Below are 25,578 nucleotides of genomic sequence, written 5' to 3'. Positions count from 1 at the left end.
GAAGCGCTTGCTACGTCTTGCGGCCTATCATGGGCGCGCCTCGAAGGATGACGACACGCGTCGCAGCCTCTCGCCGCCTGTCTCGGCGCCGAGCCGTCGGGGCGGAGCGCCTGGGTCGGACGTCGTCCTTGCGGCCCATCCTTCGAGACGCCCGGCTGCGCGCTGCGCCGGGCTCCTCAGGATGACGGTGGTGGGTGGTGGTACCGCAGCCGTCATCCTGAGGTGCGCGCCGGGCGAAGCGCTTGCTACGTCTTGCGGCCTATCATGGGCGCGCCTCGAAGGATGACGACACGCGTCGCAGCCTCTCGCCGCCTGTCTCGGCGCCGAGCCGTCGGGGCGGAGCGCCGGTGTCGGACGTCGTTCTTGCGGCCCATCCTTCGAGACGCCCGGCTGCGCGCTGCGCGCGGCGCCGGGCTCCTCAGGATGACGGTGATGTGTGGTGGTACCGCAGCCGTCATCCTGAGGTGCGCGCTCCGCGAAGCGCTTGCTACGTCTTGAAGCCTATCATGGGCGCGCCTCGAAGGATGACGACACGCGTCGCGGCCTCTCGCCGCTTGTCTCGGCGCCGAGCCGTCGGGGCGGAGCGCCTGGGTCGGACGTCGTCCTTGCGGCCCATCCTTCGAGACGCCCGGCTGCGCGCTGCGCGCGGCGCCGGGCTCCTCAGGATGACGGTGGTGGGTGGTGGTACCGCAGCCGTCATCCTGAGGTGCGCGCCCGGCGAAGCGCTTGCTACGCGTTTGACGATTCGTGGCGCGGCTCGAAGGATGGCAACTATACGGTCGATTCGCCGCTGCACACGCGGCCGCGGCGTCGCGCCAGTCGGCTGATGTCACCCCAATCGCCGCGGATCAACGCCTCTTTCTTGGCGCGGCTCCAACCCTTGATCTGCCGTTCGACCGCGATCGCATCGGTGATGCGATCGAAATGCTCCGACCACACCAACGTCACCGGCCGGCGGGTCGAGGTGTATCCCGGGTAGCTACCGGCGTCGTGTTGCGCCACGCGCGGCGCGAGATCGTCGCCGGTGGCGCTGCCGACGTAGTAGGAGCCGTCGGCGCAACGGAGCATGTAGACGAAGATGCCCATTCTTACACCCGTCGATGCATGTAACGATTACATTTAGCTTGGCAGTAGCGGCGGCGATGTCAATTGTTAAGGCGTGTGGCGTCTGCGTAGTACGCGGCCATCCTTCGAGACGCCCGGCTGCGCGCTGCGCGCTGCGCCGGGCTCCTCAGGATGACGGTGGTGGGTGATGGTACCGCAGCCGTCATCCTGAGGTGCGCGCCCGGCGAAGCGCTTGCTACGTCTTGAAGCCTATCATGGGCGCGCCTCGAAGGATGACGACACGCGTCGCGACCTCTCGGCGCTTGTCTCGGCGCCGAGCCGTCGGGGCGGAGACGCCGGTGTCGGACGTCGTTCTTGCGGCCCATCCTTCGAGACGCCCGGCTGCGCGCTGCGCGCTGCGCCGGGCTCCTCAGGATGACGGTGGTGTGTGGTGGTACCATGCGTCCGGGCGAAAACGTGCGGCGGTCTCAGGAGGACGCAGGCTTCGTCGTCAGCGATGCGGCGCGCGCTAGAACTCCGCGAACCCTTGCGGATCGTGCAGCCGCTGCAGCCGTTGCGCGGCGGCGATCGCAAAGCGCAGCGTCATCAGTTTGCGGGTCGGGGCGGCCAGCCGGTGCTCCGGCGCTTCGCAATGCAGATGCGCGCCGTAGCCGTCGGCGACGATCAGCCCGGTGTCGCCGGGGAAAATCTCGCAGGGCAGGTCCTGGGTGAAGGCGAAGAACAGCCGGTCGCAATGCGCCCGGTAGTCCGGCCATTTGCTGTCGGCGCGCAGATCCTCGAGCGAGGACTTGATTTCGACGATCCAGATCTCGCCGCGCCCGTTCAGCCCGACCAGGTCGGCGCGGCGACCGGACGGCAGCGGCAATTCGCCGACGCAACTAAATCCCAGCGCGTGCAGCAGCCGCGCGGTGCCGCGCGCGATCAGTAGCGCGGTTTCCGACTGCCGCCGATCCGGCGGCGGCACCAGCTTTGCTGCGGAATGCGGATCCATCGCCGACAAGTCTAGCCGAACCGGGTGCTCCGACCCAAGCGGCGGTTGCAGCGGAACCATGCAGCGCCGGCAGTCTTTTCGGCTTGGCTCAGGGGCAAAAATCGGCATTGTGCGGGGATGACAGACGCAAGCGAAACCAAAGCCAAGGCCGGCGCGGCGATCATTCCGGTGACGCTGTTCCAGCAGAATTGCACGTTGTTGTGGTGCGAGACCACCCGCAAGGCGGTGGTGGTGGATCCCGGCGGCGAGGTGCCGCAGATTCTGGCGGCCATCAAGCAGGCCGAGGTCACGGTCGAGAAGATCTGGCTGACCCACGGCCATATCGACCATGTCGGCGGCGCCGCCGACCTGCGCGACGACTTGAAGGTGCCGATCGAAGGCCCGCATCGCGCCGACAAATATCTGTTGAACAACGTCGTCACCAGCGGCGAGATGTTCGGCATGACCGGAATGCGCGATGTGCTGCCGGATCGCTGGCTCGAAGAGGGCGAAACCGTCAGCGTCGGCGAACTGAGCTTTTCGATTCTGCACTGCCCCGGGCATTCCCCGGGCAGCGTGGTGTATTTCAACGATCAGATGCGGTTCGCGCTGGTCGGCGACGTGCTGTTCAAGGGCTCGATCGGCCGCACCGACCTGTCCGGCGGCTGCCACGCCACGCTGATGGAATCGATCACCCGCAAGCTGCTGCCGCTCGGCGACGACGTCAGCTTCATCTGCGGCCACGGCCCGGGCTCGACCTTGGGCCACGAGCGGCTGAGCAATCCGTTTCTCACCGGGGATTTATAAGCGTTCGATCGGCGGCCTGACGGCGACGGTGAGCGTCGGAGCCCAGCAGGCGCTATCGACGCTCCGGCGCCACTGCGCATCGTCAGCGTCAGCGTCAGCGCATTTTCGGTTAGGATTGAACCATCCAAACCAAAACTCGTCATTCCGGATTGCGAGTTCGAAGAACGAGCAAGTCCGGACTCCATACTCCCGGCGGTGGTTATGGATTCCGGGCTCGCTCGCAGCTGACGCTGCTCGCGCCCCGGAATGACGGCCAGGACTCTTGAACCGAATCAATTCTAACCGAAAATGCTCTAGCCGCTCGATGCGTCCAGGTCGCTGCCCCGGGCTAGCCGTGGCGAGCACGAACGCTCAGCGAAACGATCTCTGTTGCACCGGCCTGGTACTTGCCCATTTGCCAATCTGCGACGAGCCGATCATCTGCTTGGGCTGATACGGATTGAGCGTGCCGGCGTTGGCCGACCAGCCCTTCTCCACGATCTCCATGGCGAATTGCTTGGCCTCGGCTTCCGACTTGAAGGTTTTTGTGGAGCGAACCATTCCGGAGGCGCGGTCATCCGATTTCACCGCTTGATCCGGACCATACGCTACGTACCAGATATCAGGTTGGGTCATGCGGCCTCAACCCGCGCGAGGCGGCAAAGTTCCAAGTCCTGCGACTTTTATTTGACACTCGGCCGGCCGGTTAACTATCTCACGCCGGCAGACCAGCCTTTGCATGAGCCGGACTTGCAGGACCCAGACTTGCATGACCCAGACTTGCATGACAAAGGCCGCCCCATCGGGACGGCCTTTGCTGAGAGCAGGATGACGTCGCTACGGATCGATCGTCAGTCTGCTCACTTTCGATGGAGCATGTTGTTTCCCGAAAACCGGATCGGCTTTTCGGGATCATGCTTAAGCCTGGTCCCAGTCGTTATTCGACGATGTCGACGATGCGGTGGGTCGCCGGGTCGACCAGCACGGTGCGATCGTTGACCACCGTGTAACGGTAGTTGCGGACGCCGTATTCCTGCGGAACCTCGTAATAGGTCACGCCTTCACCCGGCAGCACCGCGCCGACGCGAACTTCGTCCTTGTAGCGATAGGACGGATGGCGCTGTTCGACCGCATAGCTGCGGAAGCGCGGCCGCTGGTCGGCACCGAGCACGCCGGCGACGCCGCCGACCACGCCACCAATGGTTCCACCGACCACCGCGCCGATCGGGCCGGCGGCGCGCTCGCCCTCGCGGGCGCCGCGCTCGATGCCTCCCGGCACGCCCTGCGCCTGCACCATGGCGGGAGTAGCGACGGCGATAATAACAGCGGCAGTACCAAGTATACGACGAATCATGACAAGCTCCGAATGTTGTGAAAGGGGATCTGACGGCAGGCTAAGTCGGCGACCGCTCGGAAGTTCCGGGCCCCCTGCATGATCGGGGCACCAACGGCCAACCCGCGCGGGATGGAACTGCGCCGACTGTTTTTTTCAGCAGCACTGTGGGGCTTCTGGCGATTCAGCATCCGATCGGCGGGCTGATACCCGATATCCACCACAGGCCGGCTCCGCGATGACGCTACGTCTCGAGCAAACGGCCGTCGCGGCGCTGTGGATCTCCCACACGCGCCGAACGGTTTCGATCGCTGCATGGTTCAGCGCCGCAGCGGCGCGGGTCGGTGCAAGGTCCGCGGCGGCCCGCCGCGGCCGCTACTTCATCAGCCCGGCGGCGGTGAGCGCCCGGGTGATCACCGCGTTGACGTCGAAGCCGCGGCGGCCCGGCGGATCGCGCGGCTCGGCGCGGCGATCCTGCGTCGCGCGCGCCTTGCGGGCGCGGGGAATTTCCTCGAGCTGCTCGACTGGCACCGTCGGCAGCGACGCGGCGGCGGTGGCCGGCCGATGCACGCGCTCGGTCAAGCCGAAGAATTTGGCGATGTGGTAGGACGACGAGATGCCGACATCGAGCAGGTAGGCGCCCTGCGCGCCGTAGCTCTCGGTATTTTCACCAGTGCCGAGCGGGGTGCCGTGCGCCATGTTGGTGATGGTGTAGGATTCCACCACGGTTTCTCCGGCTGCGTTCCACCACACCTGGCGCGGATAGCCATCGACCTTGGCGGTCGACATCGGCGACGACGGCAATTGATGCAGGTCGAGCCACTGCTTGACCAGTTCGTCGGCATTCGACGGGTTGACGGTGCGGTCGGCGCTGCCGTGCCACACCGAGAGTTTCGGCCACGGCCCGCGATGGCTGGACGCGTCGCGCACCAGATCGCCGAGTTCCGAGGCCGGCCGCGAGGCGGATTGCATCATCGCGGACAACGCCTGCTGCACATTGCCGGCGACGCCGAACGGCAAGCCGGCGATCACCGCGCCGGCCGCGAAGGTTTCCGGATAGGTCGCGAGCATCACCGCGGCCATCGCGCCGCCGGCCGACAAGCCGGTGACGAACACCCGGTCGCGGTCGATATGATGGGCGACCGCCATTTGTTCGATCATCCGCCGGATCGAGGCGGCCTCGCCGCCGCCGCGGCGGATATCCTCCGGCACGAACCAGTTGAAGCAGCGGTTAGGATTGTTGGCGTTGGTCTGCTCCGGCATCAGCAGCGCAAAGCCGTAGCGCTTGGCCAGCGTCGACCAGCCGGCGCCGACGTCGTAGCCGCCGGCGGTCTGCGTGCAGCCGTGCAGCACCACCACCAGCGGCGGCTTTTTCACCGCGTCGGACGGCACATAGGACAGCATCCGCAATCGGCCGGGATTGGGCCCGAAATCCGCGGCTTCGGTCAGCCGGCTGTTTGCCGCCGCGGCCTTCGTGGCCCGGCTGTCGCCGTTCAACCCGCTGATGCCGTTGAGGTTGCGCAGCTGGCGAAGAAATTCGATGTTCTTTGAAAGCGACACGGCAGCTCCTGCTCCAGAAATCCGGCGGGACAATCGACCACACCGGATATGGTTGCTGCACTGCAAAATAAAATACCTCCAGCGATCAATCGCGCGTGTCCGGACCGCACCGGACGGCGTCAGGGCGCCGGGGGCCAGCCCTTACAACAAATCTTTGCAACAAGCCTCTGCAATCAGCCCCACAGCAGGAGGCCGGCGGCGCAGTCCGCCAGCCTCGCCGGCCCGGATGCTGTATCACGCTGCGCCACGCCTTTCGACTTTGGTCGCACGTAGCAAATTTGACTTTTCAGCGCGAAAGCTTTCTCCCTGATGCTGACGCTGTCCGGCGTCACCCTGTTACGTGCAACGGTCGCCGCCCGGGCGCCGTGACTTCGCGGACCGAACCGAATGTATGATGTGTTGAAAGCGCTTCACGTGCTCGGCGTGGTGCTGCTGGTCGGCAACGTGACCATCACCGCCTATTGGAAAGTGCTGGCCGACCGCACCGCGGATCCGAAGATCGTCGCCCACGCGCAGCACGGCGTGAACGCGGCCGACTGGATCTTCACGCTGGCCGGCATCGCGCTGGTGATGATCGGCGGCTATGGCGCGGCCTATGTCAAAGGGCTGCCGCTGTTCGACTCGGTCTGGCTGCTCGGCGGGCAGATCCTGTTCGCGGTGTCCGGCATGATGTGGCTGGGGATTCTGGTTCCGCTGCAGATCCGCCAGGGCCGCGCGGCGCGCGGCTTCGCCTCGCTCGACCGGATTCCGCTGAGCTACCTGCGCGACGCGCAGAAATGGCTGGTCTGGGGCATTCTCGCCACCGTGCCGCTGGTCGCCGCCACCGTGCTGATGGTGCTGAAGCCGTAGCGGCGCAGCTTTGGGGGCCTCGCATGACCGTCGTCGCCGTGAGGCCCGAAGTCGATGCCGGCGCGGTGTTGCCCGGCGCGCAATTCATCGACGCCTTTGCCGTCACCGTCCCCGGCCCGATCGATGCGCGGCAGGCGGCGGAGCGGATGATGACGCGCTCGCCGCCTTGGGTCACCGCGCTGATGACGCTACGCGATGCCGTAGTTAAACCGTTCGGGCTGAAGACCGCGGACAGCGCGCGGCAAGCGACGATCGATCGCGTCGGCATGTTCCCGGTGCTCAGCGAAACCCCGCAACGGCTGATCGCCGGCTTCGACGACAGCCACCTGGATTTTCGCGTGGTGGTGGATGTCGCGGACACCGAGCCCGACGCCGGCGTCCGGGTTACCGCGACCACGCTGGTGCTGACCCACAATTTGCTCGGCCGAACCTATCTGGCAACGATCACGCCGTTCCACCGTCTGGTGGTCCGCGCCATGCTGCGGCAGGCCTAGCGCGTCGTTGGTCGGTCGATCCGCTCCCTCAACAACAAGCCGTCATTCCGGGGCGCGAGAGCGCCAGCTCGAGCGAACCCGGAATCTTGCCGCCGGCGGAGGCGTGTGCTCGTCGCGAGATTCCGGGTTCGCTCGCCCAAGGGGGGCTCGCGCCCCGGAATGACGGCTCAATTTCGTTTCCGAACCTCGGACGAACGCTTCTTAGCCCTCGCCCTCGTCCCCGGCCTGTTTGGTGCCGGTGACGGTGTCGCCGGGTTTGGCGCGTTCGGTCACCCGCATTTCCAGATCCTGGAAATTCTGCTGCAGCTGATCGAGCGCGAAACCGAGCGCGAAGAACTGCTCGATGCGGTCGCCGGTCAATTGCCGGGTCAGCCCGTCTTTCCGCACCTTGTCGACTTCGGCGTCGTAGGCCGCCAGCGCCGCCTGCAGCGGCTGCAACGACGGCGGATCGCCGCGGCCGCGCAACGCCATCGCGCTGGCCGAGAGATATCCGGTGGCCGCCTCGCTGAAATGCTCCAGCACGCCGCCGAGCCGCGCCTGCAGCGGCTCCGGCAGCGGCCCGCCGGCGGCGCGGCCGACCATCACCAGATCGTGGCGCAGCCGCAGCAGCGTGCGCAGCAACGGCGCGGTGTCCGGTCCGTTCGACAGCCCGGCCGAGCGTTCGCTTTCCGCCTCGACGGCGATTTCGCCGAGCTTGACCAGCGATTCGCCGATGCCGTCCTGCAGCCGGTGCAGCGCGTCGGTGTCGAGCCCGCCGGTCAGCCCGGCCAGCAATTCGCGCAGCGCCACCGCCATCAATTCCAGCGCCCGCGCCGCGGCGTTGGTGGCGAGCCCGAGCGCGCGGGACGGCAGCACGAAGAACGACACCACCAGCCCGGTGATGGCGCCGACGCCCACCTCGAGCACCCGGTCGATGGTGGAATCCAGCGGGTTGACCTGGGTCATGGTCGGCACCAAGAGCACGATGATGGCGGTCACCAAGGCGACGTTGAAGCGCGGCTTGATCGCCGCGATCAGGGCCAGCGGCGCCACAATCACCGCCAGCACCGCCAACAGCTCCCATTCGCTGTGGTGCGGCACGAAGATGGTCACCGCGCCGCCATAGGCCGCGCCGCCGATGGTGCCGATCAGATAGTCGATCGCCACTTTCAGCGAGCGTCCGACGCTGAGCTGGGTGACGATGATCGAGGTCAGCACCGCCCACAGCGGTAGCCGCAGATGCACCGCCTGAGCAAAGGCCAGCGCCAACAGCGCCGCCAGCGTCACCCGCAGCGCCAGTCCGAGTTGCAGCCGGCGCGGTTTCAACTGCGCGCCGATTTTGATTCCGAATTTACTCATATGCCTCGTGTGAAATATCGCGACGGCGAATCCGCCGCGCTCGCGTTGCCTTGTGCGCCACAGAGCATGCCGAATTGTGACTGGCAATCGCCGCCGCGGTCGCCGGCTTGAACGCCGCCATCGCTCCGCCTACCCTGCCGCACCTTCCACTGCCCGGGCGCGCCGATGACCGATGAGACCGCGACTCTGGCCGGCTACGTCGCCGGCCTTGCTTTCGCCGATATTCCGCCCGAGGTGCGGACCCGCGCCAAAAGCCTGACGCTGGATTTTCTCGGCAGTACGATCCGGGCGCGGCGCGACGCCGAATCGACGCCGGCGATCTTGCAGACGCTGCGGGCGCTGTCGCTCGATGGCGCGGGCCAATCAACGGTGTTCGGCGACGATCGCGGCTGGACCCCGGCGGTGGCCGCCCTGCTCAACGGCGCGCTCGGCCATTCGCTGGACTTCGACGACACCCACGCCGATTCCTCGCTGCATCCCTCCGCGCCGGTGGTGCCCGCCGCCTTCGCGGTCGGAGAGCTGGTCGGCGCCTCGGGGGCCGAGGTGCTGACCGCGATCATTGCCGGCTATGAAGTGTGCTGCCGGCTCGGCAACGCGCTCGACCCCACCTCGCATTACGCCCGCGGCTTTCATCCCACCGCCACCGCCGGCACGTTCGGCGCGGCGGCCGCCGCGGCCAAGCTGTTCAAGCTGTCGCAACATCAGATCGTCGCGGCGTTCGGCGTCGCCGGCAGCCAGGCCGCGGGCTCGCTGCAATTTCTGGTCAACGGCGCCTGGAACAAGCGCTACCAAGTCGGCGCCGCGGCGATGAACGGGGTGATCGCCGCCACGCTCGCCCGCAACGGCTTTCTCGGCGCCACGCAATCGATCGAGGGCAAGCACGGCTTGTTAGTCGGCTACAGCGACGATGCACATCCGGACCAAGCCGTGGCCGGTCTCGGCTCGGTCTATGAAACGATGAAGATCGGGGTGAAACCTTATCCGAGCTGCCGTTACACCCACGCGGCGATCGACGCGCTGATCGCGATGCGCCGCGAGCATAACCTCGCGCCGGACCAGATCACCCGCGTGGCGATCGGCCTGCATCGCAACGGCATCACGCTGACCGGCGACGCCGCCACCAAGCGGCATCCGCGATCGATCGTCGCCGGGCAATTCTCGATGTATTTCACCGGCGCCGTGGCGCTGGAGAAGGGCCGCTTCGGCTGGGACGATTATGCAAGGCTCGGCGATCCTTCGATCGACGCGCTGGCGGAAAAATTCGACGTGGTGCAGGACGTGCGATTGGAAGGCCGGAGCCACCCGTTCGGCGCCCATGTCAGCATCAGTACCGAAGATGGCGTGCGCGAGCGGCTGATTCCGGACCCCTCCGGCGAGCCCGCCGCGTTTCCCAGCGCCGGCGCCATGCAGCAGAAATTCCTGCAGCTGGCGCGCCCGGTGCTGAACGGCGGCGCCGAAACCTTCGCCGACGCGATGCTGGCGCTGGAGCGCTTCGACCGCGTCGCCGATGTGGCGGCGCTGGGAAGAGGGTAGCAGGTCCCGGACGATAATTACTTGCTATCGGCTTTGGGACGCCAGCCTGCTGGCACACTGCTCTGTCCAAAGCAGCTGTCATTCCGGGGCGCGAGGCCGCAGGCCGGGCGAACCCGGAATCCAGTGTTCCAGGGCGGTGAATACTGGATCTCGGGTTCACTCGCGGCTCACGCCGCTCGTGCCCCGGGATGACGGTGCGTGTCGGTGAAGCGTTTCGGCCGGCACCTCGCCGGCCAACGCCCACGCTCACGCCACGGCGGGAATCGGCGCCCCCGGCTGCGCCACGGCCTGTGGCTGCGCGGTGCCGGTCAGGGCGACGCGGATCATGCGCGCCAGATCCGCTTTGCGGTAGGGCTTGGCGAGGAACAGCATCTCGGCATCGATATGGCCATCATGAACCACGCTCTCCTCGGTGAAGCCCGAACTGAACAGCACGCTCAACGCCGGCCTGCGACGCCGCGCTTCGACGGCCAGTTGCCGGCCGTTGAGCGCCCCGGGCATGGTCATGTCGGTGAACAACAGATCGATCGGCTGCGCGCTATCGATCACCACCAGCGCTTCCGCGGCGTTGGCCGCGGTCAGCGTCGCATAGCCCAGGCTTTCGATCTGTCCGATCACGTAGCGGCGCACCAGGTCGTCGTCCTCCACCACCAGGATGGTCTCGGTGCCACCCTGAATCTTCGGTTGGCTGACCAATTCCAATTGCGGTTGAGCGACCCCGGTGGCTTGCGGCAGCAGCATCGTCACCGTGGTGCCGTGGTCCGGCACGCTCTCGATCACGACGTGGCCGTTGGATTGCTTGACGAAGCCATAGACCATGCTGAGGCCGAGACCGGATCCCTTGCCGACATCCTTGGTGGTGAAGAACGGCTCGAACACCCTGGGCAGGATGTCCGCCGGAATGCCGTGCCCGGAATCGCCGACCGCGACCAGCACATAGCTGCCGGCATCGAGTTCATTGGCCGCCGCGGCGCTCGCGTCGAGCACGATGTCGCGGGTGGTGATGCTGACCTCGCCGCCCTCGGGCATCGAATCGCGGGCGTTGAGCGCGAGGTTGAGGATGGTGTTGGTGAGTTGTCCGGGATCGATCAGGGCGCGCGACAGCTCCCCGGCCAGCGTGGTGACGAGGGTGATGTGATCGCCGAGCGTCGGCCGTAGCAGATTGGTCGCCTCGACGATCAGCGCATTGACGTCGATCGCGCGCGGATGCAGCGGCTGCTTGCGCGCGAATGCCAGCAGCCGCTGCGTCAGTTCGGCGCCGCGCACCGCGGCCTCGTCGATCATCTTGGCGATCGCCGCGAGTTGCGGCCGGTCCGCGACCGCCGCGGCGAGAATCTCGATGGTGCCGGAGATGACGGTGAGGATGTTGTTGAGGTCGTGGGCGAGGCCGCCGGTCAATTGCCCGACCGCTTCCATCTTTTGCGCCTGGCGCATCTGCAGATCGACGGCGTTCTTCTCCTGCAGCAGGCGCTCCTTGTCCTCGGCCAGCCGCTTCATCCGATCGAAGGCGTCCTGCAACTCCCGCGCTCGCGATGCGGTCGCCACGGCTTCGGCCAGCACATTGGCGAAGCCGGTCAGGAAATTGACGTCGTATTGGTCGTAGTCTTGCTGCTGATTGTTGTCGATTTCCAGGATGCCGTAGGGCTGGTCGCCGCTGCCTCTGATGACGACGTCGATGGTCGAGACGATGCCGTGCGCGGCATAGAACGCCGGCGGATCGAAGTAGCGGTCCTTCTTCAGATCGTCGCAGACCGCGGGCGTGCCGGTGGAAAACGCGCGCCCCTGCGGCGAACTCATATCGGCGCGCGACACCACATGGCCGACCACGCCATCCTGCCAGCCGTAGCCGGCGACGATCAAGAGATCGTTCTGCTCGGGGCGATGCCGGCAGACCTTGCTGAAGGGGGCGTCGAGCCCCTCGGCGCAGACCCGCACCGCTTCGTTCAGGATCTTCGAGAGATCCCATTCGCGCAGCGAAAACGTGCCGAACCGCGCAATCGCCGCCTGTTGCCGCAGCAGCTTGTCGATTTTGGTCGCGTCGGTCGACGCCGGATTGTCATCTGGTGCGACGGGAATGGGAGGGCGCTTCGAGGCATCGTCCATGATCGGTCAGTCCCCCCGCTGTGGTCTCAGCCAGCGCGACCGTTCACATCATGAAGTCCCGGCGTTGCCTGAACACATGGGGAGCAGGGCCAGGGACCTCGAATCAGCGCTGGATGCTGCGCCCAATGGGGGGCGGCGTCTGAGCAATCCTGGTCAGTGGCCGCCGTCTTGCGGAGGAGGGCGACGGCGGCGGCGCCGCTACTTCCGCACGCAGATCAGGCGGAGCACCGACGCCTTGGCATCGCCGGCCGAGGCCGCGGTGGTCGCCACCGCGTTGTCCTTGAGGAAGCCGCGGACGGTCTCGGCCGGCACCAGCATCGCTTGCGCCGGCGCTGCGCCATTCGCCGGGCCTGCGAACAGCACCGGCTTCAACAGCGCAAGCCCAGCGAATCTGCCCTCGGCATCGACCGCCGCGGCGCCGGAAAAGCCGAGCCCCGGCGCCGGCGTCAGCGCCAGATCGCGGCCGGCGGCGACCGGGGCGATCTGCGCCCGCACGCTGCTCGCCGCGGAGCCGCCGCCCTGGCTCTGCGGATCGGCGATGCCGATCAATTCGACGCTCGGCTTGGCGGCGCCGCCGCCGAGCCCGAGCGGCGCAAGTCCCTGCGCGCCATAGACCCGCAGCAGCGCCAGATCGTGCGCCTTGTCCTCGGCCACCTTCTCGGCGCGGCCGAGGCCGGCGACCACGATCGCCTGGCAGCCGTCCACCGCCTGGCGGTCGGCGAGGATCGCACCGTCGGCGCTGACCACCACGCCGGTGGAATATTCCACCGATTTCCGCGGCGGCGGCCCTGCGGCCTGAACGCCGGCCGGAAACGGAGTGAACGCGCTCGACATCGCGATCACCACCGGCTCCATGGTGCCCTCGGTGGCCTGGTCGTAGAGGATGGTGAGGATGCGGACTTCGGCGTCCTTGAAGGCGCCGCGGACGTAGAATTTCTTCAGCCCCTGCAGCCCCGACAGCACGAAGAAATCCGGCTTCACCGCGCTGTATTCGACCTTGCGGCCGGCCGGCTCTGTCTTTTCCTGCGCGGCGAGCTTGGCGGTGGAGGGCTCGGCCTCCTTGCGGCGGCTGAGCAGCACCTGGATGGTGCCGGTCGAGGAGCTCCATTTCGCGCCGTTGGCGTCGCTGGTCTGCTGCGGCACCAGCTTCAGCGGCAGCCCGAGCCGCGCGCCGGTGACGGAATCGCTGACCAGTTTCCAGCCGACATTGTCCTTCGCCTTCTTGGCGACCTCGGCGAGCGTGCCGCGTTCCTGCGGATTGAGCACGCCAGTCGGCTTGCCGCCGCGGTCGGTCTGGAACGCCTTGATCGCCGCGACCATGCGCTCGGACCCCTCGCCGTTGATCGCGCCATTGTAATGCCCGGCCCAGGCCAGGTCCGACTGGATCGCGGTGCGCTCGGCCTGCGCCATCGCATTGGCGGTATTGGCCGGGGTTTGCAGCGCCGGGCGGATCGCCACGGTGGCGACCGGCTTCGGCTTGCCGCCTGCGGTGGCCGGCGGCGACATTTGCGCCGTGGCGCTGCCGGCCGCGAATACCATCATCAGGGTTGCGGCGAGCATCGTTCTCATGACAACTCCTGCCTGCTATGCCGCGCGCAGCTAACCACAAATGCCGGGTCGGCGACAGCGGCGCAGCGGTTCATGACAAGGTGCCTTCCATCATGCTGAGTGGCGACGAACTCGAACGCTATGCCCGCCACATCGTGCTGCGCGAGGTCGGCGGCCCCGGCCAGGCCAAGCTGCAGGCCGCCTCGGTGCTGGTGATCGGCGCCGGCGGGCTCGGCGCGCCGTCATTGATGTATCTGGCGGCCGCCGGCGTCGGCACACTCGGCGTGGTCGACGACGACACCGTGTCGCTGTCCAACCTGCAGCGCCAGATCATCCACGCCACCCCGGACATCGGCCGCAGCAAGGTCGACAGCGCCGAGGATCGCATCACCGCGCTCAATCCGCACGTCCGTTTCGTCCGCCACCCGATGCGGATCGACGCCGACAACGCGATGCAGTTGATCGGCAGCTACGATATGGTGCTCGACGGCTCGGACAATTTCGCCACCCGCTATCTGGTGTCCGACGCCTGCTATCTGGCGCGGAAGCCGCTGATCACCGGCGCGCTCGGGGTGTTCGACGGCTCGCTGACCACGATCCGCGCCCATGAGAAGAACGCCGACGGCGAACTCAACCCGACCTATCGCTGCCTGTTTCCGGAAGCGCCGCCGCCCGGCACGGTGCCGAGCTGCCAGGAGGCCGGCGTGCTCGGCGCGCTCGCCGGCGTGCTCGGCTCGATGATGGCGCTGGAGGCGATCCGCGAGATCGTCGGCTTCGGCGAGGGCCTGGTCGGCCGGCTGTTGATGATCGACGCCCGCGCGATGCGGTTCGAAACCCTGCGCTACAACCGCGACCCGGCCAATCCGTTGAACGGCGATCGGCCGAGCATTTTGGATCTCAGCGCCCACGCCTGAGCGGCAACTTTTTTGCCGCATCAAGATCGGCATCGCGACCGATGCTGGCGGATTCGCTCTAGAGCATTTCCGGTTAGGATTGATGCGGTTCAAGAGCCCCGGGCCGTCATTCCGGGGCACGAGCAGCTTCGCTGCGAGTGAGCCCGGAATCCATAACCACCACAGGGAGTATGGATTCCGGACTTGCTCGTTCTTCGAACTCGCAATCCGGAATGACGCCGACTTTGGTTGGACGATTCAATCCTAACCGAAAAATCTCTAGGCCTTCCCCAACTTGGCCTTCAGCGCGTAGAGCGCATCCAGCGCTTCGCGTGGGCTGAGTTCATCCGGGTGCAGCGCCTTCAGCGCTTCGATCAGTCGTTCGGCCTCGCTGGGCGGCGACGGCTCCGCCGCGGCGCGGGCGGTGACGGCGAACAGCGGCAGGTCTTCGGCCAAGGCGCGCGCCGACTGGCCGCGGTCTTGCGCCTCCAGTTTCGCCAGCACCGACTTCGCCCGCGTGATCACCGATGGCGGCAATCCGGCGAGCTTCGCCACCTGGATGCCGTAGGAGCGATCCGCCGAGCCCGGCAGCACCTCGTGCAGAAACACCACGTCGCCGTGCCATTCCTTGACCCGCACGGTGGCGTTGAATAGCCGCGGCAGCTTGGCGGAGAGCGCGGTGAGTTCGTGGTAATGCGTGGCGAACAGCGAGCGGCAGCGATTTGACTCATGCAGATGCTCGATCGCCGCCCAGGCGATCGACAACCCGTCGAAGGTCGCGGTGCCGCGGCCGATCTCATCCAGGATCACCAGCGCGCGCTCCGAGGCCTGGTTCAAGATCACCGCGGTCTCGACCATCTCGACCATGAAGGTGGAACGGCCGCGCGCAAGGTCATCGGCGGCGCCGACCCGCGAGAACAGCCGGTCGACGATGCCGATGCGGGCGCGCGACGCCGGCACGAAGGAACCGATCTGCGCCAACAGCGCGATCAGCGCGTTCTGCCTGAGAAAAGTCGATTTACCCGCCATGTTGGGGCCGGTGATCAGCCAGATCTGCCCGGATTGCTGCCCCGGCCCGGGTGAGAGGTCGCAGGCGTTGGCGATGAACGGCTGGCCATCGCGGCGCAAAGCCTGCTCGACCACCGGATGGCGGCCGCCTTCGATCGCGAAGCTAAGCGAGCCGTCGACCTCGGGGCGGACGTAGTTGTCGTCCACCGCGAGTTTCGCCAGCGCCAGGGTGACGTCGAGCGCCGCGAAGCCGTGCGCCGCGGCGCGCAGATCGTCGGTGGCGGCCTGCACCAGCGCGACGAGGCGCTCGAAGATCTCCAGTTCGAGGCCGAGCGCGCGGTCGCCCGCATTGGCGATCTTGGCTTCGATCTCGCCGAGTTCGGCGGTGGTGAAGCGGGTCTGCCCGGCCAGCGTCTGGCGATGGATGAAGGTCAAGTTGAGCGGCGGCGCCATCAGCTTATCGCCGTGCTGCGCGGTGACTTCGACGAAGTAGCCGAGCACGTTGTTGTGGCGGATCTTCAGGCCCTTGACGCCGCAATCGTCGGCGTAGCGCGCCTGCATCGCCGCGACGATCAGCCGCGAATCGTCGCGCAGCTTGCGGGTCTCGTCGAGCGCGTCATGATAACCCTCGCGGACGAAGCCGCCGTCGCGCTTCATTAAGGGGAGATCATCGGCGAGCGCGCGGGAGAATTCTTGTGCGAGGTCGCGCGACGGCCGCCGCAGCGCCGCCATCGCGGTCTGAATTTCTTTCGGCGGCACTTCCAGCGCGCCAAGCTGCGCCAGCGCCTGATCGGCCGCGAGCAAGCCGTCGCGCAACGCGGCCAAGTCGCGCGGCCCGCCGCGACCGACCGAGAGCCGCGCCAGCGCTCGCGACATGTCGGGCGCTGCGCGCAGCGTCGCCCGCAGCGCTTCGCGCAAGCCGGGATCGGGCAGCAACGCCGCCACGGCGTCGAGCCGCTGCGCGATCTGCTCGACATCGGTCAACGGTGCGGCGAGCCGCTGCGCCAGCAGCCGCGAGCCGGCGGCGGTGACGGTGCAGTCGATCGCGTCCAGTAGCGAGCCGCGGCGCTCGCCGGAGAGCGTGCGGGTCAGTTCGAGATTGGCTCTCGTCGCCGGATCGATCGCCATGGTCGAGCCGGTCGCCTCGCGCGACGGCGGCGACAAAGGCGGCTTCTTGCCGAGCTGGGTGCGGTCGATATAGGTGACGCAGGCGGCGGCCGCGGTGGCCTCCAGCCGCGACATCGCCGACAGCCCATCCATCGTCGCCACCGCGAAGTAATCGCACAGCCGCCGCTCCGCGGTCGCCGAGTCGAACACGTCGCGGGTCAGCGGCGTCACCGCCGGCAATTCGCGCAGCAACGGACCCAATTCAGGGTCGCTATACAGCGCGTCGGTGACGATCGCCTCGTTGGGGTTGATCCGCGCCAAGGTGGCGGCGAGTTCGGCGGGCGCGCATTCGGTGACGATGAATTCCGCGGTCGAGATGTCGATCCAGGCGAGCCCGATGCGGTCGGCGCCGGCGGAGGCGCGGGCCCGCGCAATCGCCAGCAGGTAGTTGTTGGCGCGGGCGTCGAGCAGGGTGTCTTCGGTCAGCGTGCCGGGCGTGATCAGCCGCACCACGTCGCGCCGCACCACGCTTTTGCGGGCGCGCGCCGCGGCCGGATCTTCGGTCTGCTCGCACACCGCGACGCGGTGGCCGAGCGCGATCAGCCGATGCAGATAGTCGTCGGAGCGCTCCACCGGCACGCCGCACATCGGGATGTCCTGGCCCTTGTGCTTGCCGCGCTTGGTCAGCGTGATGCCGAGCGCGCGCGCGGCGATCTCGGCGTCCTCGAAGAACAATTCGTAGAAATCGCCCATCCGGTAGAACAGCAGCAGGCCGGGATTGGCGGCCTTGATCTCGTGGTACTGCTCCATCATCGGCGACACCTTCGCCTCGATCGGCGCGGGCGTGTCGGGGGACGGCGAAATGTCGGGTTCGATGCTCATGGCGGGCGCAAACTAGCGCAATTCCGCCGCGCGATCCTACCCGCTCAGCGCGGCAATACACGGTTTTGCATGATTGGCGCACCGGCCCTCCCGCCGGCTCAACCCACGCTCTCTTTCACCACCTCGCCGAGCGCGGTGAAGTCCGCCTTGCGCGGCGAGGTCGCGCGGAACACCAGGCCGATGCTGCGGCCGGGCTGCGGATCCTTCAGCCGCAACAGCCGCACCCGGCTGTCGCGGCGCTCGACCTCGGCGGCGATCTGCGGAATCAGCGTGATGCCGTAGCCGTTGGCGACCATCTGCATCACCGTCGACAGGCTGGAGGCGCCGAACGTCATCCCGGCGCTGGACTGCTGCCGGCCGCGCCGCGCGGTGGCGCAGAACGCCAAGGCCTGGTCGCGCAGGCAATGGCCGTCTTCCAATAGGATCAGCCGGCTCTGATCGATATCGCGGGCGCCGATGCGGGCGGTGTCGGGGCGCGGATCGTCGGCCGGCACCGCCAGCAGGAACAGATCCTCGAACAGCGGCAAGGCGTCGAGTTCGGAATCCTCCAGCGGCAACGCCAGCAAGGCGGCGTCGAGCACGCCGCTCTTGATGTCGCCGACCAATGAGCGGGTCTGGCTCTCGCGCAATTCCAGCCGCAGCTCGGGATAGCCGCGCTGCAGCGCCGGCAAAATCTTCGGCAGCAGATACGGCGCCAGCGACGGGATCACGCCGAGCGTCAGCCGTCCGGTCAACGGCTTGCCGCGGTGGCGGGCGAAATCGACGAGGTCGCGCGATGCCGTCAGCACCTCGTCGCCGCGCCGGGCGATCTCGCGGCCGGCGTCGGTCAGCAAAACCTCGCCGGGCCGCCGCTCCACCACCTTGACCCCGAGCCTGCGCTCCAGATCGCCGATCTGCATCGACAGCGCCGGCTGGGTCACCGAACAGGCCTCGGCGGCGCGGCCGAAATGGCCGTGTTTGGCGAGCGCGGAGAGATAGCGAAGTTGACGCAGCGTGACCATCAGCGATCAGATAAACTGATCGCGGGAACAATGCAATTCGACTGGACCTGATGATGGAAGTGTTCCAGATTCACGCCGTCGGGTCCCCGGCGATCGCCGCCTCGGACCGCCGACCAACAAACCATCATCATCGCGCAGCAAGATGCCGGACCCGGTTCGGACATCTGGCTGTCGGAGGACGCGCCGCCGCACGGATCACGACCACCCGCCGGCAATCGAATTGCCGGTGCATCGAAATCAAAACGCCGCGGACCGGCTCGGTCCGGTGCGCCTGTTGGCGCATCGTGGATGCCGAGGGGCGCGGTGCCGAACCGACGACAACGCTAACACGCACAATGACACCACGAACGGAGACACCCATGGACGCCAAGACTGACGACAAAGCCGGCAAATGCCCCGTCGCCCACGGCCCGGCGCCGCGCGGCAACCGCGACTGGTGGCCGGAGCAGCTCAACCTGTCGATGCTGCACCAGCGCTCGCCCTCCGCCGACCCGCTCGGCAAGGATTTCCATTATGCCGAACAGTTCAAGACGCTCGACCTCAAGGCGCTGAAACAGGACCTCACCGCGCTGATGACGGAGTCGCAGGACTGGTGGCCGGCGGATTTCGGCCATTACGGCGGTCTGTTCATCCGCATGGCCTGGCATAGCGCCGGCACCTATCGCACCACCGACGGCCGCGGCGGCGCCGGCGCCGGCCAGCAGCGCTTCGCGCCGCTGAATTCCTGGCCCGACAACGCCAATCTCGACAAGGCGCGCCGGCTGTTGTGGCCGATCAAGCAGAAATACGGCCAGAAGATTTCCTGGGCCGATCTCTATGTGCTGGCCGGCAACGTCGCGCTGGAATCGATGGGCTTTCAGACCTTCGGCTTTGCCGGCGGCCGCGCCGATACCTGGGAGCCGGAAGAATTGTTCTGGGGACCCGAAGGCACCTGGCTCGGCGACGAGCGCTACAGCGGCGAGCGCCAGCTCGCCGATCCGCTCGGCGCAGTGCAGATGGGGCTGATCTACGTCAATCCGGAAGGCCCGAACGGCAACCCGGATCCGCTCGGGTCTGCCAAGGACATCCGCGAAACCTTCGCCCGCATGGCGATGAACGACGAAGAGACCGTGGCGCTGATCGCCGGCGGCCACACCTTCGGCAAGACCCACGGCGCCGGCGATCCGTCGCTGCTCGGGCCGGAGCCGGAAGGCGGCGACGTCGAGGACCAGGGGCTCGGCTGGAAGAGCAAATACGGCACCGGCTTCGGCGCCGACGCCATCACCGGCGGACCGGAAGTGATCTGGTCGCAGGAGCCGACCAAGTGGAGCAACCACTTCTTCGACAACCTGTTCAAGTTCGAATGGGAATTGACCAAGAGCCCGGCCGGCGCCCAGCAATGGGTCGCCAAGAACGCCGAGCCGTCGGTGCCGGACCCGTTCGACCCATCGAAGAAGCGGCTGCCGACCATGCTGACCTCCGACCTCGCGCTGCGCTTCGATCCGATCTACGAGAAGATCTCGCGGCGGTTCTACGAGAATCCGGATGAGTTCGCCGACGCCTTCGCGCGGGCCTGGTTCAAGCTGACCCATCGCGATATGGGCCCGGTGGCGCGCTATCTCGGCCCGGAAGTGCCGAAGGAAACGCTGCTCTGGCAGGACCCGATCCCGCCGGTCGATCATGAACTGATCAACGACGCCGACGTCGAAGCCTTGAAGGCCAAGATCCTCGGTTCGGGCCTCTCGGTCGCGGACCTGGTCTCCACCGCCTGGAATTCGGCCTCGACCTTCCGCGGCTCCGACAAGCGCGGCGGCGCCAATGGCGCGCGCATTCGTCTCGCTCCGCAGAAGGACTGGGAGGTCAACCAGCCGGAGCAGCTCGCAACCGTGCTGCAGAAGCTGGAAGCGATCGGCAAGGAGTTCGGCAAGAAGGTCTCGCTCGCCGACCTGATCGTGCTCGGCGGTGTCGCGGCGATCGAGAAGGCCGCCAAGGACGCCGGCGTCGCGGTCAAGGTGCCGTTCTCGCCGGGCCGCATGGACGCCTCGCAGGAGCAGACCGACGCGCCGTCCTTCGCGCCGCTGGAACCGCGCGCCGATGGCTTCCGCAACTACATCAACAGCAAGAAGCACCAATTCATGAAGCCCGAAGAGGCTTTGGTGGATCGGGCGCAGCTGTTGACGTTGACCGCGCCGGAAATGACCGTGCTGGTCGGCGGCCTGCGGGTGCTCGGCGCCAATGCGGGGGATTCCAAGCACGGCGTGTTCACCACCAAGCCGGGCACGCTGAGCAACGACTTCTTCGTCAACCTGTTGACGATGGCGACGTCGTGGCAGCCCTCCGGGACGGAAGGCATCTATGAGGGCCGCGACCGCAAGTCGGGCGAAGTGAAGTGGACCGCGACCCGCGTCGACCTGATCTTCGGCTCGCACTCGCAGCTGCGCGCGCTCGCCGAGGTCTATGCGCAGGCGGATTCCAAAGAGAAGTTCGTCAACGACTTCGTCGCCGCCTGGACCAAGGTGATGAACGCCGACCGCTTCGACCTCATCGCCGAGCCGGTGCTGCTGGAAGCCGCGGAGTAGTGCTGCGAACGACAGAGTAGCCGGCGATTGACAGTCGCAACGACCCAGACGACCACCCCCCGCGATGGCAATCGCGGGGGTTCTCGTGTTGGGCGCAGCGATTTGGATGCGAACGGGTTCGCGTCGAACTATCCCTAGGGCATTTTCGATTAGGCTTGAATCATCCAACCAAAATGTTGGTCGTCATTCCGGATTGCGAGTTCGAAGAACGAGCAAGTCTGGACTCCCTGCGGTGGTTATGGAGTCCGGGCTCACTCGCAGCTGACGCTGCTGGTGCCCCGGAATGACGGCCCGGGACTCTTGAACCGCAGCAATCCTAACCGAAAATGCTCTAGTATCAGCCTTCCACCACCACCGTCATCCTGAGGAACCCGGCGTAGCGCGCAGCGCGAAGCCGGGCGTCTCGAAGGATGGCCACAGGCGCGGGGCTACATCGGGTACGGGTCCGCATCCTTCGCGGCCCTCGCTTGGCGCGGTCGTCTCAGGATGACGGCGATAAGATGCGTGGAGACGTCGTCAAATCAACCCCACGCGCGTTCGCCGCTAGCGCGGCGCGCGCTTGGCGAGGATGCGCTGCAGGGTGCGGCGGTGCATGTTGAGGCGCCGCGCGGTTTCCGAGACGTTGCGGTTGCACATCTCGTAGATCCGCTGGATGTGCTCCCAGCGCACCCGGTCGGCCGACATCGGATTGTTCGGCAGTTCGGATTTCTCGCTGCCCGAGGCCAGCAAGGCGGCGACCACGTCGTCGGCATCGGCCGGCTTCGACAGATAGTCCACCGCGCCCATCTTCACCGCGGTGACCGCGGTGGCGATATTGCCGTAGCCGGTCAGCACGATGGCGCGGGCGTCGGGGCGCTGCTGCTTCAAGGCCGCGACCACGTCGAGGCCGTTGCCGTCGCCGAGCCGCAGGTCGACCACCGCGAAGGCCGGCGCCGCCTTGCCGATCTGCAACAGGCCGTCGGCGACGTTGTCGCACGCCGTCACGGTGAAGCCGCGGGTCTCCATGGCGCGCGACAGCCGCTCCAAAAACGGCTTGTCGTCTTCGACGATCAGCAGCGAGCGGTCGGCGTAGTCGGACAGTTCGGGAATGGCGTTCACGGTTCGTGCGTCTCCTGGGCGGCCCGATAACATATGGCGAGGCGCTGTGGCGCTGCCAAGGCCGCCGCCGCGGATCAGACGATGGCACTGCGCGACAAAAGCGCGCGACGTCGTGTCACGCCTCGGTCGCGGTCGCGGTCTGCACGGTTTCGAAATCGGCGCGCGGCCAGACGATCTGCACCACCGCGCCGTGGTCGGGGAAGGTCTTGTTGCCGAACGACACTTTGGCGCCGGTGCGCTCCAACAGGGTGCGGGCGATGAACACGCCGAGACCGAGCCCACCATGCCCGCCCGAGGTCTCGGCGGCACGTCGCCGCGACAGATACGGTTCGCCGATTCGCCGCAGCATGTCGGGCGCGATGCCGGGGCCATCGTCGGAAATTACGATCTGCACCGTCTCGGCATTCCACCAGGCATTCACTTCGACCGCGGTGCGGGCGAAATCCACGGCGTTCTCCAGAATGTTGCCGACGCCGTAGAGGATCGCCGGATTGCGCATCACCACCGGCTCGCTGACCCCGGCGACTGCGATCCGCACCCGGATCTCGATACCGAAATCGCGGTGCGGCGCCACCGCCTCCTCGATCAGCGTCGACAACGGCATGCGGTCGAACGGCGCGCCAGACGACGACAATTGGGTGATCTTGGCGAGGATTTCCCGGCAGCGCTGCGCCTGTTCGCGCAACGTCCTGAGATCGGCGGCAAGCGGGCTGTCGGCCGGGACGCTGCGCTCGACCTCGCGGGCGATCAGGAAGATCGTCGACAGCGGCGTGCCGAGTTCATGCGCGGCAGCGGCGGCGAGACCGTCGAGCTGGGTCAAATGCTGTTCGCGGGTCAAAACCAGTTCGGTCGCCGACAGCGCGTCCGACAATTTGCGCGCCTCCTCGGTGACCTGGAAGGTGTAAAGACTGGTGACGCCGAGCGCGAGCAGGATCGAGAGCCAGACCCCGATCAGATAGATCTGCGGCAACACCACCGGATCTTCCGGGTCCCACGGCAGCGGCAGATGGTAGAACAACAGCGCGCCGGCGCAGCTCGCCGCGAAGATGCCGAGCGTGATCGTCATCCTGGTCGGCAACGCGGTCGCCGCGATCAGCACCGGGCCGAGGAACAGGAACGAAAACGGATTCTGCAAGCCGCCGGTGAGAAACAGCAGGCCGGCCAGTTCGGCGATGTTCAGCGCCAGCAATGCCGCGGCGTGCAGCGGCTCCAGCCGCTGCATCGGATTGAAGGCGATCTGCAGCGCGAGGTTGACCAGCGCCGACAGCGCGATGATGCCGAGGCAGGGCACCACCGGCAGCTCGAATTCGAGGCCGTGGGCGACCACGAACACTGCGGCGAGTTGTCCCAGTGCCGCCAGCCAGCGCAGCCGCAGGATGGTATCAAGCCGGACGTGGCGGCGCGGATGGCGGAAATCGGACACTTCGGTATCGGTCATGCAGCAACATTAGCCGCGCCGCAGCGCGATCACAAATAGGGGCAAGCGCGCGGGGTGTTGGGACACGCCGTGTTGTCATTCCGGGGCGCGAGGGCGCAAGCCCGAGCGAACCCGGAATCTCGCAACAAGCGAGCTGATAGCGGTCCCGTGTCGCAAGATTCCGGGTTCCTCGCAGCGGAGCTGCTCGCGCCCCGGAATGACGCGGTGGTTTGTCGACGCGCCGCTCGGAACCAGGGCGACGCCGACGTGCGATCACAAACCCGCGCCACGCCCCATCTTGCACTTGCCGCGATGATGGCTCAGGAACGGCCTCATGACCCGCACAGAATCCGCCTCGCCGCCCGGCACCCCCGCGCCTGATCCGGACCACGCCGCCGCGATCGAGGTCGCGCATCTGGTCAAGATCTACAAGGCCACCCGCGCCGTCGACGACGTGTCGTTCGACATCGCGCGCGGCAGCATCACCGGGCTGCTCGGCGGCAACGGCGCCGGCAAGACCACCACCATCGCGATGATCATGGGATTGGTATTGCCGACGTCCGGGACGGTGCGGGTGCTGGGCTATGCGATGCCGGAGCAGAGCGAGGACGTGCTCGGCCGGATGAATTTCGAAAGCCCCTATGTCGACATGCCGATGCGGTTGACGGTGCGGCAGAATCTCACGGTGTTCGGCAAGCTCTACGCGGTGCCGGATCTGCGCGAGCGGATCGCGCAGCTCGCCGACGACCTCGATCTCAACGAGTTCCTCGATCGCCCCAACGGCAAACTCTCCGCCGGGCAGAAGACCCGGGTGGCACTGGCCAAGGCGCTGATCAACCGACCGGACCTGCTGCTGCTCGACGAGCCGACGGCGTCGCTCGACCCGGATACCGCCGACTGGGTGCGGCAGCGGCTGGAAACCTACCGACAGCAGCACCGCGCCACTATCCTCTTGGCCTCGCACAACATGCTGGAGGTCGAGCGATTGTGCGACCGCGTCATCATCATGAAGCGCGGCCGCATCGAGGACGACGACAGCCCGGACAACATCATGCAGCGCTACAACCGCGCCACGCTGGAAGAAGTTTTTCTCGACGTCGCCCGCGGCCGGGTGCAGGACGGCGCGTTGCAGGACGAAGCGTCATGAGCGCCGTGGTTCATCGCGGCATCGCTGCGCACCGCATCGGCGCGATGATCCTGCGCTACTGGTACCTGTTGTTGTCGTCCTGGCCGCGGCTGCTGGAACTGGTGTATTGGCCGGCGCTGCAAATCATCACCTGGGGCTTCCTGCAGAACTACATCTCGCAGAATGCCGGGTTCTTCGCCCAGGCCGGCGGCACGCTGATCGGCGCGGTTGTCCTGTGGGACATCCTGTTCCGCGGCCAGCTCGGGTTTTCGATCTCGTTCCTCGAAGAGATGTGGGCGCGCAATCTCGGCAACCTGATGATGAGCCCGCTGAAGCCGGTCGAGTTCCTGATCGCCCTGATGATCATGAGCCTGATCCGGCTGGCGATCGGCATCGGGCCGATGCTGGCGCTCGCCACCTGGCTGTTCGACTTCAACCTGTTCGGTTTCGGACTGCCGCTGGTGGCGTTCTTCTGCAATCTGATCTTCACCGGCTGGTCGCTCGGCATCTTCGTGTCCGGGCTGGTGCTGCGCAACGGACTCGGCGCCGAAAGTATCGTCTGGACCGTGATGTTCGGGCTGATGCCGCTGGCCTGCGTGTACTATCCGGTAACGGTGTTGCCACATTGGCTGCAATATGTGGCATGGACGTTGCCACCGACCTATGTGTTCGAGGGTATGCGGGCGCTGCTGATCGAGCACGTATTTCGCCCCGACCTGATGATTTCCGCGTTGCTGATCAATGCGGTGCTGTTCGCGGCGTCGTTTATGAGCTTCATTTGGCTGCTCAACAGCGCGCGCCGCCACGGTTCGCTGATCCAGGGTGGCGAATAATTCTATCCGGGGACCCCGCAGGAGATTCCCCATGCCCGCTCGTGGAACTGCGGATTGACGCTGTCCTGCGCAATCG

Annotated in this window: 20 protein-coding genes; 8 read left to right on the top strand and 12 right to left on the bottom strand. The window is 66.7% G+C overall.

Annotated elements, in window-relative coordinates; translation table 11 throughout:
• Positions 1–771 precede the first annotated feature (771 nt).
• Positions 772–1,086 carry a GIY-YIG nuclease family protein gene (locus RPC_RS01890; protein ID WP_011470859.1) on the bottom strand — a complete coding sequence of 105 codons (315 nt, stop codon included), beginning with the start codon at positions 1,084–1,086 and terminating at the stop codon, positions 772–774.
• Between the two features lie 487 nt (positions 1,087–1,573).
• Complete coding sequence (locus RPC_RS01885) at positions 1,574–2,056, bottom strand: MmcB family DNA repair protein (protein ID WP_011470858.1); 483 nt, start codon at positions 2,054–2,056, stop codon at positions 1,574–1,576.
• Positions 2,057–2,173: 117 nt separating this feature from the next.
• On the opposite strand from RPC_RS01885, the gene RPC_RS01880 reads away from it, so the two are divergent.
• Positions 2,174–2,842, top strand: coding sequence for an MBL fold metallo-hydrolase (locus tag RPC_RS01880; protein WP_011470857.1), 669 nt, complete (start codon positions 2,174–2,176; stop codon positions 2,840–2,842).
• A gap of 351 nt (positions 2,843–3,193) precedes the next feature.
• On the opposite strand, the gene RPC_RS01875 is transcribed toward RPC_RS01880, so the two are convergent.
• The 3 genes from RPC_RS01875 to RPC_RS01865 form a co-directional block, all read right to left on the bottom strand.
• Positions 3,194–3,457 carry a hypothetical protein gene (locus tag RPC_RS01875; RefSeq protein WP_011470856.1) on the bottom strand — a complete coding sequence of 88 codons (264 nt, stop codon included), beginning with the start codon at positions 3,455–3,457 and terminating at the stop codon, positions 3,194–3,196.
• A 301-nt stretch (positions 3,458–3,758) separates the two neighbouring features.
• Positions 3,759–4,175, bottom strand: coding sequence for a DUF1236 domain-containing protein (locus RPC_RS01870; protein ID WP_011470855.1), 417 nt, complete (start codon positions 4,173–4,175; stop codon positions 3,759–3,761).
• A 354-nt stretch (positions 4,176–4,529) separates the two neighbouring features.
• On the bottom strand, positions 4,530–5,714 hold the full coding sequence (locus tag RPC_RS01865) for an extracellular catalytic domain type 1 short-chain-length polyhydroxyalkanoate depolymerase (protein ID WP_011470854.1): 1,185 nt from the start codon (positions 5,712–5,714) through the stop codon (positions 4,530–4,532).
• A 387-nt stretch (positions 5,715–6,101) separates the two neighbouring features.
• Here RPC_RS01865 and RPC_RS01860 point away from each other — a divergent pair, with 387 nt between their 5' ends.
• Together RPC_RS01860 and RPC_RS01855 are read left to right on the top strand one after the other, a co-directional pair.
• On the top strand, positions 6,102–6,563 hold the full coding sequence (locus tag RPC_RS01860; protein ID WP_011470853.1) for a DUF2269 family protein: 462 nt from the start codon (positions 6,102–6,104) through the stop codon (positions 6,561–6,563).
• 23 nt (positions 6,564–6,586) lie between these two features.
• Positions 6,587–7,057 carry a DUF2867 domain-containing protein gene (locus RPC_RS01855; RefSeq protein ID WP_011470852.1) on the top strand — a complete coding sequence of 157 codons (471 nt, stop codon included), beginning with the start codon at positions 6,587–6,589 and terminating at the stop codon, positions 7,055–7,057.
• Positions 7,058–7,258: 201 nt separating this feature from the next.
• Here RPC_RS01855 and RPC_RS01850 read toward each other — a convergent pair whose 3' ends face one another.
• Positions 7,259–8,395, bottom strand: a complete 1,137-nt coding sequence (locus tag RPC_RS01850; RefSeq protein WP_011470851.1) for an FUSC family protein — start codon at positions 8,393–8,395, stop codon at positions 7,259–7,261.
• A 165-nt stretch (positions 8,396–8,560) separates the two neighbouring features.
• On the opposite strand from RPC_RS01850, the gene RPC_RS01845 reads away from it, so the two are divergent.
• A complete protein-coding gene (locus RPC_RS01845) occupies positions 8,561–9,928 on the top strand; it encodes an MmgE/PrpD family protein (RefSeq protein WP_011470850.1) in 1,368 nt (455 codons plus the stop codon).
• A 246-nt stretch (positions 9,929–10,174) separates the two neighbouring features.
• On the opposite strand, the gene RPC_RS24900 is transcribed toward RPC_RS01845, so the two are convergent.
• Entirely contained in the window at positions 10,175–12,031 is a 1,857-nt protein-coding gene (locus RPC_RS24900) for an ATP-binding protein (RefSeq protein ID WP_011470849.1), read from the bottom strand.
• Positions 12,032–12,229: 198 nt separating this feature from the next.
• Complete coding sequence (locus RPC_RS01835; RefSeq protein ID WP_011470848.1) at positions 12,230–13,600, bottom strand: serine protease; 1,371 nt, start codon at positions 13,598–13,600, stop codon at positions 12,230–12,232.
• A 92-nt stretch (positions 13,601–13,692) separates the two neighbouring features.
• Here RPC_RS01835 and RPC_RS01830 point away from each other — a divergent pair, with 92 nt between their 5' ends.
• Positions 13,693–14,493: a HesA/MoeB/ThiF family protein gene (locus tag RPC_RS01830; RefSeq protein WP_011470847.1), complete on the top strand. Its 801-nt coding sequence runs from the start codon at positions 13,693–13,695 to the stop codon at positions 14,491–14,493.
• A gap of 258 nt (positions 14,494–14,751) precedes the next feature.
• Here the strand turns inward: RPC_RS01830 and mutS are convergent, their stop codons facing one another.
• Together mutS and RPC_RS01820 are read right to left on the bottom strand one after the other, a co-directional pair.
• Entirely contained in the window at positions 14,752–17,469 is a 2,718-nt protein-coding gene (gene mutS / locus RPC_RS01825) for a DNA mismatch repair protein MutS (protein WP_041801273.1), read from the bottom strand.
• A gap of 98 nt (positions 17,470–17,567) precedes the next feature.
• Positions 17,568–18,470, bottom strand: a complete 903-nt coding sequence (locus RPC_RS01820; RefSeq protein ID WP_011470845.1) for a LysR substrate-binding domain-containing protein — start codon at positions 18,468–18,470, stop codon at positions 17,568–17,570.
• A gap of 359 nt (positions 18,471–18,829) precedes the next feature.
• On the opposite strand from RPC_RS01820, the gene katG reads away from it, so the two are divergent.
• Positions 18,830–21,028 carry a catalase/peroxidase HPI gene (gene katG, locus RPC_RS01815; protein ID WP_011470844.1) on the top strand — a complete coding sequence of 733 codons (2,199 nt, stop codon included), beginning with the start codon at positions 18,830–18,832 and terminating at the stop codon, positions 21,026–21,028.
• 543 nt (positions 21,029–21,571) lie between these two features.
• On the opposite strand, the gene RPC_RS01810 is transcribed toward katG, so the two are convergent.
• Complete coding sequence (locus RPC_RS01810) at positions 21,572–22,126, bottom strand: ActR/PrrA/RegA family redox response regulator transcription factor (protein ID WP_041801272.1); 555 nt, start codon at positions 22,124–22,126, stop codon at positions 21,572–21,574.
• A gap of 115 nt (positions 22,127–22,241) precedes the next feature.
• Positions 22,242–23,564, bottom strand: coding sequence for an ActS/PrrB/RegB family redox-sensitive histidine kinase (locus tag RPC_RS01805; RefSeq protein WP_011470842.1), 1,323 nt, complete (start codon positions 23,562–23,564; stop codon positions 22,242–22,244).
• Between the two features lie 313 nt (positions 23,565–23,877).
• On the opposite strand from RPC_RS01805, the gene RPC_RS01800 reads away from it, so the two are divergent.
• The gene (locus RPC_RS01800) at positions 23,878–24,690 is read left to right on the top strand and encodes an ABC transporter ATP-binding protein (RefSeq protein ID WP_011470841.1); all 813 of its coding nucleotides are present in this window, start codon (positions 23,878–23,880) and stop codon (positions 24,688–24,690) included.
• Positions 24,687–25,502, top strand: a complete 816-nt coding sequence (locus tag RPC_RS01795) for an ABC transporter permease (RefSeq protein ID WP_011470840.1) — start codon at positions 24,687–24,689, stop codon at positions 25,500–25,502. Before RPC_RS01800 ends, RPC_RS01795 begins: the two co-directional genes overlap by 4 nt.
• Positions 25,503–25,578: the final 76 nt, after the last annotated feature.

Source organism: Rhodopseudomonas palustris BisB18, assembly GCF_000013745.1.
GTDB classification, from domain to species: domain Bacteria; phylum Pseudomonadota; class Alphaproteobacteria; order Rhizobiales; family Xanthobacteraceae; genus Rhodopseudomonas_A; species Rhodopseudomonas_A palustris_F.
Note: the sequence above shows the minus strand (reverse complement) of the source record. Positions and strands in the feature narration are given on the sequence as shown.

Bases quoted from the DNA above. Each gene is read 5' to 3' on its own strand.
- RPC_RS01835 (WP_011470848.1), bottom strand. From the start codon at position 13,600: ATGAGAACGATGCTCGCCGCAACCCTGATGATGGTATTCGCGGCCGGC.
- RPC_RS24900 (WP_011470849.1), bottom strand. From the start codon at position 12,031: ATGGACGATGCCTCGAAGCGCCCTCCCATTCCCGTCGCACCAGATGAC.
- mutS (WP_041801273.1), bottom strand. From the start codon at position 17,469: ATGAGCATCGAACCCGACATTTCGCCGTCCCCCGACACGCCCGCGCCG.
- RPC_RS01890 (WP_011470859.1), bottom strand. From the start codon at position 1,086: ATGGGCATCTTCGTCTACATGCTCCGTTGCGCCGACGGCTCCTACTAC.
- RPC_RS01875 (WP_011470856.1), bottom strand. From the start codon at position 3,457: ATGACCCAACCTGATATCTGGTACGTAGCGTATGGTCCGGATCAAGCG.
- RPC_RS01850 (WP_011470851.1), bottom strand. From the start codon at position 8,395: ATGAGTAAATTCGGAATCAAAATCGGCGCGCAGTTGAAACCGCGCCGG.
- RPC_RS01870 (WP_011470855.1), bottom strand. From the start codon at position 4,175: ATGATTCGTCGTATACTTGGTACTGCCGCTGTTATTATCGCCGTCGCT.
- RPC_RS01830 (WP_011470847.1), top strand. From the start codon at position 13,693: ATGCTGAGTGGCGACGAACTCGAACGCTATGCCCGCCACATCGTGCTG.
- RPC_RS01885 (WP_011470858.1), bottom strand. From the start codon at position 2,056: ATGGATCCGCATTCCGCAGCAAAGCTGGTGCCGCCGCCGGATCGGCGG.
- RPC_RS01860 (WP_011470853.1), top strand. From the start codon at position 6,102: ATGTATGATGTGTTGAAAGCGCTTCACGTGCTCGGCGTGGTGCTGCTG.
- RPC_RS01855 (WP_011470852.1), top strand. From the start codon at position 6,587: ATGACCGTCGTCGCCGTGAGGCCCGAAGTCGATGCCGGCGCGGTGTTG.
- RPC_RS01845 (WP_011470850.1), top strand. From the start codon at position 8,561: ATGACCGATGAGACCGCGACTCTGGCCGGCTACGTCGCCGGCCTTGCT.
- katG (WP_011470844.1), top strand. From the start codon at position 18,830: ATGGACGCCAAGACTGACGACAAAGCCGGCAAATGCCCCGTCGCCCAC.
- RPC_RS01820 (WP_011470845.1), bottom strand. From the start codon at position 18,470: ATGGTCACGCTGCGTCAACTTCGCTATCTCTCCGCGCTCGCCAAACAC.
- RPC_RS01800 (WP_011470841.1), top strand. From the start codon at position 23,878: ATGACCCGCACAGAATCCGCCTCGCCGCCCGGCACCCCCGCGCCTGAT.
- RPC_RS01805 (WP_011470842.1), bottom strand. From the start codon at position 23,564: ATGACCGATACCGAAGTGTCCGATTTCCGCCATCCGCGCCGCCACGTC.
- RPC_RS01880 (WP_011470857.1), top strand. From the start codon at position 2,174: ATGACAGACGCAAGCGAAACCAAAGCCAAGGCCGGCGCGGCGATCATT.
- RPC_RS01795 (WP_011470840.1), top strand. From the start codon at position 24,687: ATGAGCGCCGTGGTTCATCGCGGCATCGCTGCGCACCGCATCGGCGCG.